General features: G+C 64.5%; 18 protein-coding genes. 11 read left to right on the forward strand and 7 right to left on the reverse strand.

The window, feature by feature from the left end; all coding sequences use genetic code 11:
- The first annotated feature begins 436 nt into the window (after positions 1 to 436).
- Positions 437 to 1324 carry a threonine/homoserine exporter RhtA gene (rhtA, locus tag ACYUME_RS17275; RefSeq protein WP_460415966.1) on the forward strand — a complete coding sequence of 296 codons (888 nt, stop codon included), beginning with the start codon at positions 437 to 439 and terminating at the stop codon, positions 1322 to 1324.
- Positions 1325 to 1514: 190 nt separating this feature from the next.
- Positions 1515 to 1796: a hypothetical protein gene (locus ACYUME_RS17280; RefSeq protein WP_279888916.1), complete on the forward strand. Its 282-nt coding sequence runs from the start codon at positions 1515 to 1517 to the stop codon at positions 1794 to 1796.
- 56 nt (positions 1797 to 1852) lie between these two features.
- On the opposite strand, the gene ACYUME_RS17285 is transcribed toward ACYUME_RS17280, so the two are convergent.
- Together ACYUME_RS17285 and ACYUME_RS17290 are read right to left on the reverse strand one after the other, a co-directional pair.
- Positions 1853 to 3655 carry an aminopeptidase P family protein gene (locus tag ACYUME_RS17285; protein WP_460415968.1) on the reverse strand — a complete coding sequence of 601 codons (1803 nt, stop codon included), beginning with the start codon at positions 3653 to 3655 and terminating at the stop codon, positions 1853 to 1855.
- Positions 3656 to 3843: 188 nt separating this feature from the next.
- Positions 3844 to 4212, reverse strand: coding sequence for an antibiotic biosynthesis monooxygenase (locus ACYUME_RS17290; RefSeq protein ID WP_279888911.1), 369 nt, complete (start codon positions 4210 to 4212; stop codon positions 3844 to 3846).
- Positions 4213 to 4300: 88 nt separating this feature from the next.
- On the opposite strand from ACYUME_RS17290, the gene soxR reads away from it, so the two are divergent.
- The gene (gene soxR / locus ACYUME_RS17295; RefSeq protein WP_279888909.1) at positions 4301 to 4756 is read left to right on the forward strand and encodes a redox-sensitive transcriptional activator SoxR; all 456 of its coding nucleotides are present in this window, start codon (positions 4301 to 4303) and stop codon (positions 4754 to 4756) included.
- A gap of 17 nt (positions 4757 to 4773) precedes the next feature.
- Here the strand turns inward: soxR and ACYUME_RS17300 are convergent, their stop codons facing one another.
- Positions 4774 to 5337 carry a helix-turn-helix domain-containing protein gene (locus ACYUME_RS17300; protein ID WP_279911499.1) on the reverse strand — a complete coding sequence of 188 codons (564 nt, stop codon included), beginning with the start codon at positions 5335 to 5337 and terminating at the stop codon, positions 4774 to 4776.
- A gap of 84 nt (positions 5338 to 5421) precedes the next feature.
- Here ACYUME_RS17300 and ACYUME_RS17305 point away from each other — a divergent pair, with 84 nt between their 5' ends.
- The 7 genes from ACYUME_RS17305 to ACYUME_RS17335 all read left to right on the forward strand — a co-directional run bounded on the left by ACYUME_RS17305 (position 5422) and on the right by ACYUME_RS17335 (position 12573).
- On the forward strand, positions 5422 to 6366 hold the full coding sequence (locus tag ACYUME_RS17305; protein WP_279889012.1) for a DMT family transporter: 945 nt from the start codon (positions 5422 to 5424) through the stop codon (positions 6364 to 6366).
- Between the two features lie 149 nt (positions 6367 to 6515).
- Positions 6516 to 9431, forward strand: a complete 2916-nt coding sequence (locus ACYUME_RS17310; protein WP_460415971.1) for a monovalent cation/H+ antiporter subunit A — start codon at positions 6516 to 6518, stop codon at positions 9429 to 9431.
- Positions 9431 to 9775: a Na+/H+ antiporter subunit C gene (locus ACYUME_RS17315; protein WP_013971840.1), complete on the forward strand. Its 345-nt coding sequence runs from the start codon at positions 9431 to 9433 to the stop codon at positions 9773 to 9775. The genes ACYUME_RS17310 and ACYUME_RS17315 overlap by 1 nt, the downstream gene beginning before the upstream one ends.
- Complete coding sequence (locus tag ACYUME_RS17320; RefSeq protein WP_460415973.1) at positions 9772 to 11451, forward strand: monovalent cation/H+ antiporter subunit D; 1680 nt, start codon at positions 9772 to 9774, stop codon at positions 11449 to 11451. Before ACYUME_RS17315 ends, ACYUME_RS17320 begins: the two co-directional genes overlap by 4 nt.
- Positions 11448 to 11936, forward strand: coding sequence for a Na+/H+ antiporter subunit E (locus ACYUME_RS17325; protein ID WP_279888561.1), 489 nt, complete (start codon positions 11448 to 11450; stop codon positions 11934 to 11936). Before ACYUME_RS17320 ends, ACYUME_RS17325 begins: the two co-directional genes overlap by 4 nt.
- Positions 11933 to 12211, forward strand: coding sequence for a K+/H+ antiporter subunit F (locus ACYUME_RS17330; RefSeq protein WP_279888564.1), 279 nt, complete (start codon positions 11933 to 11935; stop codon positions 12209 to 12211). Before ACYUME_RS17325 ends, ACYUME_RS17330 begins: the two co-directional genes overlap by 4 nt.
- Positions 12208 to 12573 carry a Na+/H+ antiporter subunit G gene (locus ACYUME_RS17335; protein WP_279888566.1) on the forward strand — a complete coding sequence of 122 codons (366 nt, stop codon included), beginning with the start codon at positions 12208 to 12210 and terminating at the stop codon, positions 12571 to 12573. Before ACYUME_RS17330 ends, ACYUME_RS17335 begins: the two co-directional genes overlap by 4 nt.
- Before the next feature lie 93 nt (positions 12574 to 12666).
- On the opposite strand, the gene ACYUME_RS17340 is transcribed toward ACYUME_RS17335, so the two are convergent.
- On the reverse strand, positions 12667 to 12885 hold the full coding sequence (locus tag ACYUME_RS17340; RefSeq protein WP_460415975.1) for a hypothetical protein: 219 nt from the start codon (positions 12883 to 12885) through the stop codon (positions 12667 to 12669).
- On the reverse strand, positions 12882 to 13352 hold the full coding sequence (locus tag ACYUME_RS17345) for a hypothetical protein (protein WP_279888569.1): 471 nt from the start codon (positions 13350 to 13352) through the stop codon (positions 12882 to 12884). The genes ACYUME_RS17340 and ACYUME_RS17345 overlap by 4 nt, the downstream gene beginning before the upstream one ends.
- A 315-nt stretch (positions 13353 to 13667) precedes the next feature.
- On the opposite strand from ACYUME_RS17345, the gene ACYUME_RS17350 reads away from it, so the two are divergent.
- The gene (locus ACYUME_RS17350; RefSeq protein WP_279888574.1) at positions 13668 to 13865 is read left to right on the forward strand and encodes a hypothetical protein; all 198 of its coding nucleotides are present in this window, start codon (positions 13668 to 13670) and stop codon (positions 13863 to 13865) included.
- 7 nt (positions 13866 to 13872) lie between these two features.
- On the opposite strand, the gene ACYUME_RS17355 is transcribed toward ACYUME_RS17350, so the two are convergent.
- Complete coding sequence (locus ACYUME_RS17355) at positions 13873 to 14067, reverse strand: hypothetical protein (RefSeq protein ID WP_279888570.1); 195 nt, start codon at positions 14065 to 14067, stop codon at positions 13873 to 13875.
- A 115-nt stretch (positions 14068 to 14182) separates the two neighbouring features.
- Positions 14183 to 15772: a methyl-accepting chemotaxis protein gene (locus ACYUME_RS17360; protein WP_460415978.1), complete on the reverse strand. Its 1590-nt coding sequence runs from the start codon at positions 15770 to 15772 to the stop codon at positions 14183 to 14185.
- Positions 15773 to 15843: the final 71 nt, after the last annotated feature.

Genomic DNA, 15843 nt, shown 5'->3' on the forward strand with positions numbered 1-15843 from the left:
GGCGCATCGCGACGCAAGGCCGCTCCTACATTTGTTGCAACGTGCCGAACCTGTCAGGCCATGGTTGCCCGCCTTGGTGCATGCCTTGAGACAGGTGAGGCGCCAGTGGTGCCCACACTGAAACCGCGTCGTACCAACAAGGCGGACCAGGCAATGGCGCAGGATGGACTGGCCCGAAACAAATGTAGGAGCGGCCTTGCGTCGCGATGCGCCGCGCGGGCGGCGCTCGATCTTGTAGGCGCCAGAGAACCCTCGGCGAACACCTCTGAGACTCACCACTATCCCTCGGCGAACACCTAACAAACACAACCCACCCCCAAGACAGGCACCTGGCAGCCGTCACACCACCTATAACCCCATCCCAACCTTGCCAACCCGTCCACCACTGCGCACTATATTGCGCACCCTTGCGCGCATAATTAAAACGGAACCCCCCATGAACACCCCAAACCGCAGCCTGGCCGCCACCCTCTTCCCCATCGGCTTGCTGCTGATCGCCATGGCCTCCATCCAATCTGGAGCTTCACTGGCCAAGAGCATGTTTCCCGTAGTCGGCGCTCAGGGCACCACCGCGCTGCGGCTGATTTTCGCCAGCATCATCATGCTCTTGCTGCTGCGGCCATGGCGCGCACGCCTGGATGCCAGCACCCTGCGCAGCGTGATCATCTACGGCATGGCCCTTGGCGGCATGAACTTCCTCTTCTATATGTCTCTGCGCAGCGTACCGCTGGGTATCGCCGTGGCCCTGGAGTTCACCGGCCCGCTCGCGGTGGCACTCTGGGCTTCGCGTCGAGCACTGGATTTCGTATGGATCGCACTGGCGGTGATCGGCCTGCTGCTGCTGATCCCCGTCGGCCAGACGGGGAGCGAACTTGACCCGGTCGGCGCCGCCTATGCCCTGGGCGCCGGGGTGTGCTGGGCGCTGTACATCCTCTATGGACAAAAGGCCGGTGCCGAGAACGGCATCCAGACCGCCGCCCTGGGCGTGGTCATCGCAGCGATCTTCGTTGCCCCAATCGGCATCGCCCATGCGGGCAGCGCCCTGCTGACACCCGCCCTGCTGCCCGTAGCGCTGGGTGTCGCCATCCTCTCGACTGCCCTGCCCTACAGCCTTGAGATGGTTGCCCTGACCCGCATGCCCGCCCGCACCTTCGGCACATTGATGAGCATCGAGCCCGCCTTCGGTGCACTGTCCGGGCTACTGTTCCTGGGCGAGCGGCTCACTGCCTGGCAATGGCTGGCGATCCTCGCGATCATCACCGCGTCAGTGGGCGCAACCCTTTCGATGAAACGGGAGACACCCCCACCCGTAGCCGTCGACTGATTTGAGAAATATTTGCATTTAACCCCTACACAACCTTGTACCGCCCTGCATCGCTGATTAAGCTGTCACCAAATCATAATCTTGACGCTATCTACTGAGCCGCATATGGAAATCGGGGACCTTCAAGGAAGACACGAAGCGTAAACGACTGGCCCGTTGACAATGTAGTCGGGCCCGCATAAGGACAGGAATGAAACGTATTTTGCTCATCCTGGCCATCCTGGCCATCGCTGGATGCGCCGCGACAGCCAATACCGAAGTGAAGCGGGGAAAGAAGGGCCTGCATATCAACTGCTCGGGGTTGTCCTCGTCGTGGGAGAAGTGCTACAGCAAGGCCGCCAGCTCCTGCAGCAGCAAGGGTTACAAGGTCATCGCCCGGTCCGGCGACACCGACGAAGAACCTGGCGACTATGTATTCGGCATCAATCCGGCCGGCTATACCAGCCGAAGCATGATCGTGATCTGCAAGTAACAGATGCAAGAAGGGCAGCCAGTGGCTGCCCTTTCATTTTCAGTGCTCCATCATTCTCAGAGCGGTGCGGTGCGCCGCTCCAGCCAAGCCAGCGCATCGCCTTCCAACAGCGGCGCCAACCGCTCCCGCACCGTCTGGTGGTAGCGGTTCAGCCAGGCGATATCCTCGCTACCCAGCGCCTCGACCAACAGGCAACGCGTGTCGATCGGACACAGGGTCAAGGTCTCGAACGCCAGGAACTCACCGAACTCGCTGGTACCGGCCTTTCGGCTGACCACCAGGTTCTCGATCCGCACTCCCCACTGCCCCGGGCGGTAGGTCCCAGGCTCGATCGAGCTGATCATTCCAGGCTGCATCGCGGTCTGTGGCGTGGCCGCAGCCTGATAGGCGATGACCTGCGGCCCCTCATGCACGTTCATGAAGTAACCGACGCCATGGCCAGTCCCGTGGCCATAATCGACCTGGTCCGCCCAGATCGGCGCCCGGGCGATGGCATCGAGCAACGGCGAGAGGATCCCTCGCGGGAACTTGGCCCGCGACAGCGCGATCATGCCCTTGAGAACGCGGGAGCAATCGGCTTTCTGTTGCTGGCTCGGCTCGCCGATCGGCACCATCCGCGTGATATCGGTCGTCCCACCCAGGTACTGTCCACCTGAGTCGATCAGCAGCAGGCCATCGCCCTCGATCACTGCATGGGACTCTTCGGTGGCATGGTAATGCGGCATCGCACCATTGGCGTTATAGGCCGCAATCGTGGAGAAGCTCAGTGACACGAAGCCAGGACGACGGGCACGAGCGGCGCTCAGTTCTACGTCAATGGTCAGCTCGGTGATGCGCTGCTTGCCCTGGCTGGCCTCGAACCAGGCAAAGAACTCGCACAACGCGGCACCATCCTGCTCCATGGCGTGGCGGATATGTACAAGATCCCCCTCCTCCTTGCGCGACTTGCTCAGGGTGGTCGGGTTGATGCTCTCGACCAGACGCACCTGCTCATGCAGGTTGTCCAGCAGGCCGCGGGTTACCCGTGCCGGATCCACCAGCAGGCTCGCCGTGGCTGGAAGCCTGGCCAGCACGTCGTCGACCTCGGCGTAGTCGCGAACCTCGATACCATCGGCGGCCAGCACCAGGCGCAGATGATCATCGACTTTGTCCCGCCCGACGAACAGGTAGGCCTTGTCCTGGCTCAGCAGGGCAAAGGAGACGAATACGGGGTTATAGGAAACATCACTACCACGCAGGTTGAACAGCCAGGCGATATCGTCGAGGGTGGCGATGAAATGCCAGTCGGCGCTTTTTTCCCGCAGCGTGCCCCGCAGCTCGGCGAGCTTTTGCGCTCGACTGACCGTGGCATGTGGCGCCAGGTGCTGGTAAACCGGATTGCCCGGCAGTTGCGGCCTATCGAGCCACACCTGCGCAAGCAGGTCCAGGTCCGTACGCAACTTGGCTCCCCGGGCCTGTAGACGTTCACTCAACTGGCGCGCCGGCGCCACAGCCATGACCGCGCCATCCACCGCGACGGTGCCATTGACCTGCTCCCCCAGCCACTCAAGCGCGCCCGGCTGTCCAGGACGCAGCTTCATCAGCTCGATGCCGCTGCCAGCAAGCTCCTTGTCCGCCTGCTCCCAGTAACGGCTGTCCGCCCACAGCCCGGCGAAATCTGCCGTGACCACCAGCGTGCCCACCGAGCCCTGGAATCCGGACAACCATTGCCGCCCCTGCCAGTAACCTGGCAGGTATTCGGACAGGTGGGGGTCGGCCGAGGGTACCAGCAGGGCGTCCACGCCCTCGCGGGCCATGGCCTCGCGCACGCGCGCCAACCGCGCCGGTACGGATTCGTGAAGGGGGGACTGACTGTTCATGCGTTCTCCTGCGCAAAGGTCTCGACAGATCCAGGCCGTCGATAATGAAACAGCCGCGCGGCGCCCGCAATCGCCACGACCATAACAAGACACGTCTTGCCGCAAGTGCCATGCCGAGCGCGCATCAAGGCCCCCCCCCCTGACGCTCGTGAACACTCGACGGACCTGGAACACGCAGCCCACCTTATTTATGCCTGGGCCTCGCCCAGCTGGCAGTGCAAACCACCATCGGCGCCGCGCACCAGGCTGCGCAGCGCCTGGTAGGCAGCAAAGTTCACCCCGCGCGCCTGATGCAGGCTGAGCAGGTCAAGGAAGGGCTCCTCGACGAAGCACCCCGCAGCGGCGGCCCAGGCCTGCCGCGACTGCCACTGCAAATGCTGCAGCACCCGGCGTCCATCATCGCTGGCCTGAATGCTCACACTCAGCAACCCCGCGCAACGCTGCGCCAACTGCTCGCTGCGTGCGACCAATGCCTCGGCCAGCGCCTCCTGGCGCACCGGGGGCACGTCGTACTCGATCATCTGGGTGAACCACAGGGAATGGCTGTTGGCCGTCATGACACATCTCCTCGTTTCGAGCGCTTGCGGCAGATGGTCGTGGAGGGTAAAACCTCCAGTTAACTCAAGGTCAAGGAGTTTATCGTCGATGAAGCCCCCATCGCCCCAGGAACGCCTGCTCAGTGTCGGCCAACTTGCCGCACGCAGCGGCGTGGCCGTAACCGCGCTGCACTTCTACGAGACCAAGGGCCTGATCCACAGCACCCGCAATGCCGGCAACCAGCGACGCTACCCGCGGGCCGTGCTGCGCCGGGTGGCGGTGATCAAGATGGCCCAGCGCCTGGGCATTCCCCTGGCCGACATCGCCAACGCCCTGCAAGCCCTGCCCTGTGACCACACCCCCGGCGCCGACGACTGGCAGCGCCTTTCGGCGCGCTGGCGCGACGATCTGAGCCGGCGCATCGAGGAGCTGCTGATGCTGCGTGATCAGCTCGATGGCTGCATCGGCTGTGGCTGCATGTCGCTGAAGGAATGTCCGCTGCGCAACCACCACGACCGCCTGGGTGATGAAGGTCCCGGCCCACATCCACTCAGCCACGACTGACGGGCGGGCACGCTCGCTCAGATCACCACATTGCGCACGAAACGCACCGGCTCCTCGCCGTCGTTGCGATAGGCGTAGCGGCAATCACTGGGAAAGATGAAGAACTCGCCCTTGTCCAACTGCCGCTGGGCGTGCTCGATGATCAGCGTCAGGCGCCCTTCGGTCACATAGATCTGCTCGCTCCAGCCCGAGGCATCGGCCTCGCTGGCATAGCACTCGCCCGGGGCCAGGGTCCACTCCCACAGCTCGACCTCGCGCCGTGCCGGGCTGCTGCCCAGCAGCACGGCACGGCTGCCAGGGTGCTCGCCGGCCCAGGCCAGCTCTTCGATACGGCTGGGATCACGCCGGTCGGGGGCCTGTATCAGCGTGCTGAAGGCCACGCCAAGCGCTTCGGCAATGAGATCCAGGGTGGTCAGGCTGACATTCTTCTCGCCCGCCTCGATGGCCACCAGCATCCGCCGGCTGACCCCGGAACGCTCGGCCAGGGCGGCCTGGCTCAGGCCGGCATCGCCACGCAGGCGGCGAACGTTCTGGCTGACATGCTGCAGCACCGATGCGCGGTGCTCGGAATCTTTGTGCACTATATTGCTCACTGGTAGGGGATGCGCAGTATACTGCCCACTTTGTGGCGAATTGTGCGCCGCCCCTTACGAGTGTGCAAGGCCATGATCCAGCCCCCCGCCAGCAAACCCACCGTCGCCTTTCGCCTGAGCAAGGCCGAACTGGTGCTGGTGTTCATCACCATGCTCTGGGGCGGCACCTTTCTGATCGTGCACAACGTCATGACCGTCAGCGGGCCGATGTTCTTCGTCGGCCTGCGTTTCGCCGCCGCCGCCTTGTTCGTGGGGTTGGTGTCGGCGCGTTCGCTGGCGGGGCTGACCCTCACCGAGCTCAAGGCAGGCATGCTCATCGGTGTCTCGATCATGCTCGGCTACGGCCTGCAGACCATGGGGCTGCAGACCATCAGCAGCAGCCAGTCGGCATTCATCACCGCCCTCTACGTTCCCTTCGTGCCCCTCCTGCAGTGGCTGATCCTGGGCCGCCGCCCGGGCCTGATGCCCAGCCTGGGTATCTGCCTGGCCTTCGTCGGCCTGATGCTGCTGGCCGGCCCCGAGAGCGGCACCCTGCGTTTCAGCGAGGGCGAGCTGGTGACCCTGATAAGCGCCGTGGCCATCGCCGGCGAGATCATTCTCATCAGCCGCTATGCCGGCAAGGTGGACGTGCGCCGGGTCACCGTCGTGCAACTGGCCACCGCGTCGGCACTGGCGTTCCTGATGATCGTGCCGACCCAGGAGCGCATTCCCGACTTCTCCTGGCTGCTGCTGGTCAGCGCGGTGGGCCTGGGCGCAATGAGCGCGGTGATCCAGGTGGCGATGAACTGGGCGCAAAAGTCGGTCTCGCCCACCCGCGCAACCCTGATCTACGCTGGCGAACCGGTGTGGGCTGGCATCGTTGGGCGTATCGCTGGCGAACGCTTGCCGGGCGTGGCGCTGATCGGCGGGCTGCTGATCGTCGTGGCGGTGGTGGTGAGCGAACTGAAGATCCGTCGTCGGGACGAAGCCGTCCCGGCGCAGGACGAGCAGGCACGTCAACGCGAAGTCGGCCTGTAAAGTACCCACGACCCGCTATGCTTTGTAAGAAACTGTTATAAAAAAACAGCTTGTCACAGCACATTTGTAGGATCCTGCAACCGCTTGCGTGTTGGTGATCAACCGCCCGGCACGTATGATCCTTGGCAAACTTCTCAGAACAGAACGCTATGTCATTGATTGTGCTATTGCTTCTGCCCTTCGTGGGCAGTTGCCTGGCGGCTGTCCTGCCGCACAACGCACGCAACGCCGAGTCCATTCTCGCCGGGCTCGTGGCCTTGGTCGGCACCGTCCAGGTGGCGTTGCTGTACCCTCAGGTTGCCGATGGCGGCGTCATTCGCGAAGAGCTGCTGTGGCTGCCGAGCCTGGGCCTGAACCTGGTCCTGCGCATGGACGGCTTCGCCTGGCTGTTCAGCCTGCTGGTGCTGGGCATCGGTACCCTGGTATCGCTGTATGCGCGCTACTACATGTCGCCCCAGGACCCGGTGCCGCGCTTCTTCGCCTTCTTCCTGGCCTTCATGGGCGCCATGCTCGGCCTGGTCATCTCCGGCAACCTGATCCAGCTGGTGTTCTTCTGGGAGCTGACCAGCCTGTTCTCCTTCCTGCTGATCGGCTACTGGCATCATCGTGCCGACGCCCGTCGTGGTGCCTACATGGCGCTGATGGTGACCGGAGCAGGCGGCCTGTGCCTGCTGGTCGGGGCCCTGCTTCTCGGCCATGTGGTCGGCAGCTATGACCTGGACAAGGTCCTGGCTGCCGGCGACACCATCCGCCAGCATGCGCTGTACCCGGTGCTGCTGCCCCTTATCCTGATCGGCGCCCTGAGCAAGAGCGCGCAGTTTCCCTTCCAATTCTGGCTGCCCCACGCCATGGCAGCGCCAACCCCCGTATCCGCCTACTTGCACTCGGCGACCATGGTCAAGGCCGGGGTGTTTCTGTTGGCCCGTCTGTGGCCGGTGCTGTCAGGCAGCGAGGAGTGGTTCTGGATCGTCGGCGGCGCCGGCGCCGCCACGTTGTTGCTCGGCGCCTTCGCCGCGATGTTCCAGAACGACCTCAAAGGCCTGCTGGCCTACTCGACCATCAGCCACCTGGGCCTGATCACCCTGCTGCTGGGCCTGAACAGCCCGCTGGCCGCCGTCGCCGCGGTGTTCCATATCCTCAACCACGCCACCTTCAAGGCCTCGCTGTTCATGGCTGCCGGCATCATCGACCACGAGAGCGGCACCCGCGACATCCGCCGCCTCAGTGGCCTGTTCCGCCTGGTGCCCTTCACCGCGACCCTGGCCATGGTCGCCAGCGCGTCGATGGCCGGCGTACCTTTGATGAACGGTTTCCTGTCGAAGGAAATGTTTTTCGCCGAGACGGTATTCATCACCTCGACCGCCTGGGTCGAGGCGGCCCTGCCGGTGATCGCCACCCTCGCCGGGACGTTCAGCGTGGCCTATGCGCTGCGCTTTACCGTCGACGTGTTCTTCGGCCCGAGCGCCCAGGACCTGCCCCACACCCCGCACGAGCCGCCACGCTGGATGCGCGCGCCGGTCGAGTTGCTGGTGCTCACCTGCCTGGTGGTCGGCATCTTCCCGGCGCAGTCGGTGGGCCCGCTGCTGGCCGCTGCCGCGACGCCGGTGGTAGGCGGTACCCTGCCCGAGTACAGCCTGGCCATCTGGCATGGCTGGAATGCGCCGTTGATCATGAGCCTGATCGCCATGACCGGCGGCATCGTCCTTTACCTGCTGCTGCGCAAGCAGCTGCAGCGCGGACGGTTCCCCTATCCACCGCTGATCGAGCGCTTCAATGGCAAGCGCCTGTTCGAACACGGCCTGGTGCGCCTGATGCTGCTGGCCCGCCGCATCGAACGCCTGCTGACCACCCGCCGCCTGCAGAAGCAGCTGTTCATGCTGGTGCTGGCGGCGTTCCTCGCGGGCCTCATACCCTTGCTGTTCAGCGGCCTGAGCTGGGGTGATCGACCAAAGATCCCTGGGTCCGGCGTGTTCGTCGCGCTGTGGCTGATCGCCATCGCCTGTGCCCTCGGCGCCGCCTACCAGGCCAAGTACCACCGTCTTGCCGCGCTGATCATGGTCGGTGTCTGCGGGCTGATGACCTGTATCACCTTCGTCTGGTTCTCCGCCCCGGACCTGGCACTGACCCAGCTGGCCGTCGAGGTGGTGACCACCGTGCTGATCCTGCTTGGCCTGCGCTGGCTGCCACGACGCATCGAGGGCGTCTCACCGCTGCCTGGCAGTCAGGATCACGCCCGCCTGCGCCGCCTGCGCGACCTGGTCCTGGCCGTGCTGGTGGGCGCCGGCATGGCCATGCTGTCGTACGCCATGCTGACCCGCCCGACACCGAACGACATCTCCTCGTTCTACCTCAGCCGCGCCCTGCCGCAGGGCGGCGGGACCAATACGGTCAACGTGATGCTGGTGGACTTCCGCGGCTTCGACACGCTTGGCGAGATCACCGTGCTGGTGGCCGTCGCGCTCAGCGTTTTCGCACTGCTGCGCCGCTTCCGCCCGCCCAAGGAGAGCATGCAGTTACCCGCGCAACAGCGCCTGCTGGCCCCGGATGTGGTCACCGACCTGGTCAACCCTCGCCATGCCACCGACACCGCCCTGGGCTTCATGATGGTGCCCGCGGCCTTGGTGCGCCTGTTGTTGCCGATCGCCCTGGTGGTGTCGATGTATCTGTTCATGCGTGGCCACAACCAGCCCGGCGGCGGCTTCGTCGCCGGCCTGGTGATGTCGGTGGCGTTCATCCTGCAGTACATGGTTGCCGGCACCCAGTGGGTAGAGGCCCAGATGAGCCTGCGTCCACTACGCTGGATGGGCACCGGCCTGCTCTGCGCCACGCTTACCGGCGTCGGCGCGATGCTGCTGGGCTATCCGTTCCTGACCACCCATACCGCCCACCTGCACTTGCCGCTGCTGGGTGACGTGCACGTGGCCAGCGCGCTGTTCTTCGACATCGGCGTGTACACCGTGGTGGTCGGCTCGACCCTGCTCATCCTCACCGCGCTGGCACACCAGTCGGTCCGCGCCTACCGCCCCGGCAATCCCGCCAAGTCCAGCCGAGCAGGAGCCGTCTGATGGAAGAAGTCATTGCAGTCGCCATCGGCGTCCTGGCCGCATCGGGGGTCTGGCTGATCCTGCGTCCGCGTACCTATCAGGTGATCATGGGCCTGTGCCTGCTGTCGTACGGCGTCAACCTGTTCATCTTCAGCATGGGTAGCCTGTTCATCGGCAAGGAGCCGATCATCAAGGACGGCGTGCCCCAGGACCTGCTGCACTACACCGACCCACTGCCCCAGGCACTGGTACTGACCGCCATCGTCATCAGCTTCGCCATGACCGCGCTGTTCCTGGTGGTGCTGCTGGCATCGCGCGGCCTGACCGGTACCGACCACGTGGATGGCCGGGAGCGTGACGAATGAGCGGCATGAGTCAACTGATCATCGCCCCGATCCTGCTGCCGCTGCTGACCGCGGCGCTGATGCTGCTGATCGGCGAAAAGCACCGCTGGCTGAAAGCCCGCCTCAACCTGCTCTCCACCTTTGCCGGCCTGGCCATCGCCGTCACGCTGCTGATGTGGGTGCGCACCCAGGGCCAGGCCGAATCCATCGGCGTCTACCTGCCCGGCAACTGGCCGGCGCCGTTCGGCATCGTACTGGTGGTGGATCACCTCTCGGCGCTGCTGCTCACCCTCACCGGCATCGTCGGCAGCTGCGCCCTGCTGTTCGCCCGGGCACGCTGGGATGGCGCCGGGGCGAGCTTCCATGCGCTGTACCAGATCCAGCTGATGGGCTTGTACGGCGCATTCCTCACGGCCGACCTGTTCAACCTCTTCGTGTTCTTCGAAGTGCTGCTGGCGGCATCCTACGGCCTGTTGCTGCACGGTTCGGGCAAGGCACGGGTCAAGGCCGGGCTGCACTACATCGCCATCAACCTGTTCGCCTCGTCACTGTTCCTGGTAGGCGCAGCCATGCTCTACGGCGTGACCGGCACCCTGAACATGGCTGACCTGGCCTTGAAGGTGCCACTGGTGCCGGAGGCCGATCGCGGCCTGCTGCATGCCGGCGCGGCGATCCTGGCGATTGCCTTCCTGGCCAAGGCCGGCATCTGGCCGCTGAACTTCTGGCTGGTACCGGCCTATGCATCGGCCAGCGCGCCAGTGGCCGCGCTGTTCGCGATCATGACCAAGGTCGGCCTGTATGCCGTGCTGCGCCTATGGAGCCTGTTGTTTTCCGGCCAGGCCGGTGCCTCGGCGCACTTCGGTGGCGAGTGGCTGGTGTATGGCGGACTGACGACGCTCGCCGTGGCCGCGGTTTCCATCCTCGCCGCGCAACGCCTGGAACGCCTGGCGGCCCTGAGCATCCTGGTCTCGGCCGGCACGCTGATGGCCTCCATCGGTTTCGGTCAGCCCGTGCTCACCGGCGCCGCACTGTTCTACCTGGCGAGCTCGACCCTGGCCTTGTGCGCCTTGTTCCTGCTAGCCGAACTGATCGAGCGCTCACGCTCGGCCAACGAAGCGCCGCTGGAGGACGAAGAAGATGCGATGCCGCCGCCCCTGGAATCGCTCCACCCCCCCAAAGGCATCAACCTGGACGACGAGCAACAGATAGTGATCGGCCAGATCATTCCCTGGACCATGGCCTTTCTGGGCCTGAGCTTCATCGCCTGCGCCCTGCTGATCATCGGCATGCCGCCGCTGTCGGGCTTCATCGGCAAGCTCAACCTGATCAGCGCGCTGTTCAATCCGCAAGGCATGGGCGTTGCGCCCGAGCAACCACTGGGGACGGCGGGCTGGACCCTGATCGCATTGCTGGTGCTCTCCGGCATGGCCTCGCTGATCGCCTTCGGCCGGGTCGGCATCCAGCGCTTCTGGAAACCCGAAGAGCGCCCCTCGCCGGTGCTGCGTCGCTACGAGGGGGTGCCCATCGTCATCCTGCTGGGCCTGTGCGTTTTCCTCAGCCTCAAGGCGGAGCCGCTGCTGCGCTATACCCAGGATACCGCGGCCAGCCTGCAGGCCCCTGACAACTATATCCGCGCGGTGATGGCCGCTCAGGCCCTGCCCGGCCCGACTACCGCAGGCATGGAGGCGCAGCCATGAAGCGACTGTTCCCCGCCCCACTGCTATCTGTTTCACTGTTCGCGCTCTGGCTGCTGCTCAATCTGTCGGTCAGCCCGGGAAACCTGCTGTTCGGCGCCGCGCTGGGCATCCTGGCGCCCTTGCTGATGGCACCGCTGCGGCCACAGCACGCCCATGTGCGCCGCCCTCTGGCGATCGCCCGGCTGATCGTCCGCGTCGGCGTCGACGTGATCCACTCCAACCTGCTGGTCGCGCGTTCCGTGCTGCGCGCCGGCAGCAGGCCGCCACGCTCGGCCTTCGTGCACATCCCGTTGGCCCTGCGTGATGCCCATGGCCTTGCGGCCTTGTCGATGATCACCACGGTGGTGCCAGGCACGGTCTGGTCGGAGCTGGCGCTGGACCGCAGCGTCCTGCTGCTGCACGTCTTCGACCTGGACGACGAAGCCGCGTTCATCGATCACTTCAAGCACACCTATGAACGTCCGCTGATGGAGATCTTCGAATGAGCGGCCTGCTTGCCTACGCCGTCCTCGCCAGCCTGTTCATCTTCGCCATCGCCATGGGCCTGGCACTGATCCGGCTGTTCCGCGGACCCTCCGCCCAGGACCGTGTACTGGCCCTGGACTACCTGTACATTCTGGGCATGCTGATGATGCTGGTGCTGGGAATCCGCTATGCCAGCGACACCTATTTCGAGGGCGCGCTGCTGATCGCCCTGTTTGGCTTCGTCGGCTCCTTTGCCCTGGCCAAGTTCCTTCTGCGTGGCGAGGTGATCGAATGAGCGAAACCATCGAACTGCCCTTCTGGCTGGAGCTGGCGGTATCCACCCTGCTGTTGCTCGGTAGCCTGTTTGCCCTGATTGGCGCCATTGGCCTGGTACGCCTGAAGGACTACTTCCAGCGCATGCACCCTCCCGCGCTGGCCTCGACCATTGGCGCCTGGTGCGTCGCGCTGGCCTCGATCCTGTATTTTTCCGCGCTCAAGCAAAGCCCGGTGCTGCACGCCTGGCTGATCCCGATCCTGCTGTCGATCACCGTGCCGGTGACCACCCTGCTGCTGGCCAGGGCCGCGCTGTTTCGCAAGCGCACCTCGGGCGAGGACGTACCGGAAGAAGTCAGCAGCGGGCGTGATCGCGGTAACTGAAAAACAGCTGCAAGCTGCAAGCGACAAGAATATAGCGTCCGCGGATGTCTGACATTTCTTGCAGCTTGCAGCTTGCAGCTTGCAGCTGAAGGCTTAGAGCTGCCCTTTCTGGCTCAGGCGCTGCAGTTCGCGTCGCACCATGGCGACGAAGGGCGGTGGGCTCATCTGGTAGAGCTCGCCGGCCACCCAGGCCAGCCAGGCGCCTTGCAATTCACTTCGGCGCGCCAAGAGGCGCTCGGCCTGCTCAAGCGCGCGGGCCTGATGCTCACGGTGGAAATCGGCCCGCGAGGCGGGCACCCGCTCGTCACTCACTCGCTGGCCTTGAAAGTGGTCAGCTCACCCTTGCGCCATTTGGCAGCCTTGCCGGTGACGGCCTTGAGCAACTTGCCCAGGCCTTCTTGCACTTGTTGCTGGGCTGCAAACACCAGCATCACGCCGTGCCCTTCGCGGAACACGATGGCTTCCCCCTCCGCCACCGAAACGAAAGCGTAGTCGCCCTGGCCGTAGACATTGAGCTTGATCTCGCGAAAGCGCAGCTCAAGCTTGCCACCTTCCCGGCTGGGCAGCACCGCGGCACGAAAATGGTCGCCGACCTTCAACTCCAGGCGCTGCTTGTCATCGACCACCATCGCACTGTCGGTATCGATCTCGGCCATGTACAAGCCTTCGGCATTCTGTTCGGTCACGTAGATGAAACGCCCCTGGAAAAGCTTGACCAACTTGGCCCGCAGGTCGCCCAGGGTAAACAACGCATGGGGGTCGAGTGTACTGACTGCCAATGAAGAGTTCCTCACATCAATTGCCACTGGCCACATCCCGAACGCCTGTGCGGGTCAGGTAGCAGCCACTTCAAGTAAACGTCCCAAGGACTGTGAAAACAGGTTACGGAGCATCTGCGCGCCAGGCGCGGGCAACAACCGGGAAACGATTCACTCGGCCACGGCCAATGGCTGCGAAGTATGCTTCGACCAATTTCCATAAAAGGAATCCGTAATGCCTGACAGCAAAGATGTCAGGAAGGATGCGATCGATAAGGCCGGCCCCTTCACTAAAAAGGGCAGCGCCCTTCATGCGCACATTACAAGGAAGCGAATATGCACGAAAACCATGAAATCCGTCGAGTGCCACGAAGCATTTGCCACCCCGATGACTGCATCGGCATGCCCCGTTTCATCGTCATCCCCGCCGGCATCGCCTTCTATCATGTGGTCGAACGCGCCACCGGCAGGACCAGGGGGTTCCGCCAGCGCCACGCGGACGCCTGCGCACTGGCTCGCGCCTTCGAACGCTGAAGCCCCCTCAGGCCGCCTTGCTCGCGGCCACCTGCGCTTGCCACGCGGCCTGGCACTCGAGCGCCTCGTCACGGCTGGCAAAGGCTGTGCCGCGGCGCTCGCCGTCGACCAGCACCACCCAGCACAAGCGCTTGCCCAACGCCTGCAGCGATGCAGGCACACCGCTACCGATCATCACCGCCACATCGATTCGGCTATTCATCATCCCCTCCGGAATTTAATTAGCAACCTAACGAAATTGGCATGATACGCCTTGCCAAGGCAGGAAAACAGCACCTGTCGGCATTGCTGTGTTGCAGCAACGGCAACAAACGCCCTCAATCCAGCCCTGGTTCAGGTCGGTAGCCCAGGCGCAGGCCACCCCAGTGTCGTCCCTGGACGAAGATCGGCACGGACAGATCGTGCATCAACTCGCCAGTATCACGGGTGTAGGTCTGCAGCAGCAGTCGCTGCTGGTGGCTGCCACAGCGGCTGCCGGTACGATCGTCGAACATGCGCTTGCTGCGATTGTGCGCGGTGTCGTGCACGAGGTCGCCCGTCAACGGCTGGTTGAAAGCAGCGTTGTGGGTGGGCACATAGCCCTGCTCGGTGCAGGCGATGGCGTACACTAGGCCATCGTGCAGCAGCAACGGCTCCTGGATCTGCGGCAATACGCCATCAGTGTAGTGATCGAAGCGCGTGGTAAAACGGGGTGGCTGCTGGTTGGCAACGGGTTGGTAACGACGATCGAACAAATCCTCCAGGCCTATGCGCCCCTGATCGATATCCGTTTCGAAGCGTTCGCCGATCTGCCGCGCGGCCGCCTCGGCCAGCTCGAACACACGCTGGTGATAGGCGTCCAGCCCAACCTCGGCCAGGCGCTCGCTGAGCCCCTCGACCTGTCCCTCCATCTGCACCGCGGTCCTGGCCAGGCGCCGGGTCTGCTGGTCGCTGACCGCCAGGTCGCTGCGTACCTGGGCCACGGCCTGGAACAAGGTGTCGAGCTGGGCCTGGTTGGTTTGCGTGCCCACGGCGATCTCGCGCACCTGATCCTCGACGCCTGCGGCGAGCCTGGCGATCTGGGTCAGCTGCTCGCCGGTCTGCTCGACCTGCTCGACGCCATGGCCCAGGTCCTCGGCCAACTCGCGGATCTGCGCCACCACCTGGGCGGTGCGCACCTGAATATCGGTCACCAGTTGCCCCACTTCCTCGGTGGCGCTGGCGGTGCGTCCGGCCAGTCCACGCACCTCGTCCGCGACCACCGCGAAACCACGACCGTGCTCCCCTGCCCGCGCCGCCTCGATGGCGGCGTTGAGCGCCAGGAGATTGGTCTGGCTGGCAATGGCCTGGATCACCAGCGTAACCCGCGCGATGGCCTCGCTGCGCTGGTGCAGTGCCTCGATCAGTTCACGGCTGCTCATGGCCCGTTCGCTCAGGCCACGCATGCGGCGGATCGATTCGGCAAGCACCTCGCTCCCCGAGACGCTGCTGCCATGGGCCGAACGTGCCGCCTCCAGCGCCTGCTGGCTCAAGCGTGCCGCAGTCTGTTCGGTGGCGATCATGACCTCGGCGCTGCCGACGATCTCCTGCGCGGCCCCCAGCTGTGACTGCACGCGCGCCGCAAGCTGTTGTACCGAATGCGCCACCGAGGCGGCCGACAGTGCATTGTGGCTGGTGCCACGTGCCAGCTCCTGAAACAGCTCGCGGTCCTGGGCCGGCGCCGACGCCTGAACGGGCGGTCGCGATCGCCGACCAGAGGGCAGCCATAGCACCAGCAATGCCAGAGGCAAAGCGAAGTACAGTGCCAGCCCGGCAAACGCCACGGCCGTGAGCACCGCGCACAGCGCGACGCCCCGCAGCAAGGCAACTGCCTGGGCAGGTATGGAGAGCGGCTTTTCGTCAGCCGAGAGAGATCCTTCTCGCATCATCGTCGTGGTCCATCCGCATGTCGTTCTTGTGCCGCCATTAAACGCCACTATAACGCCATTATCCACGCTCA

This window comes from Pseudomonas sp. microsymbiont 2, assembly GCF_054788395.1.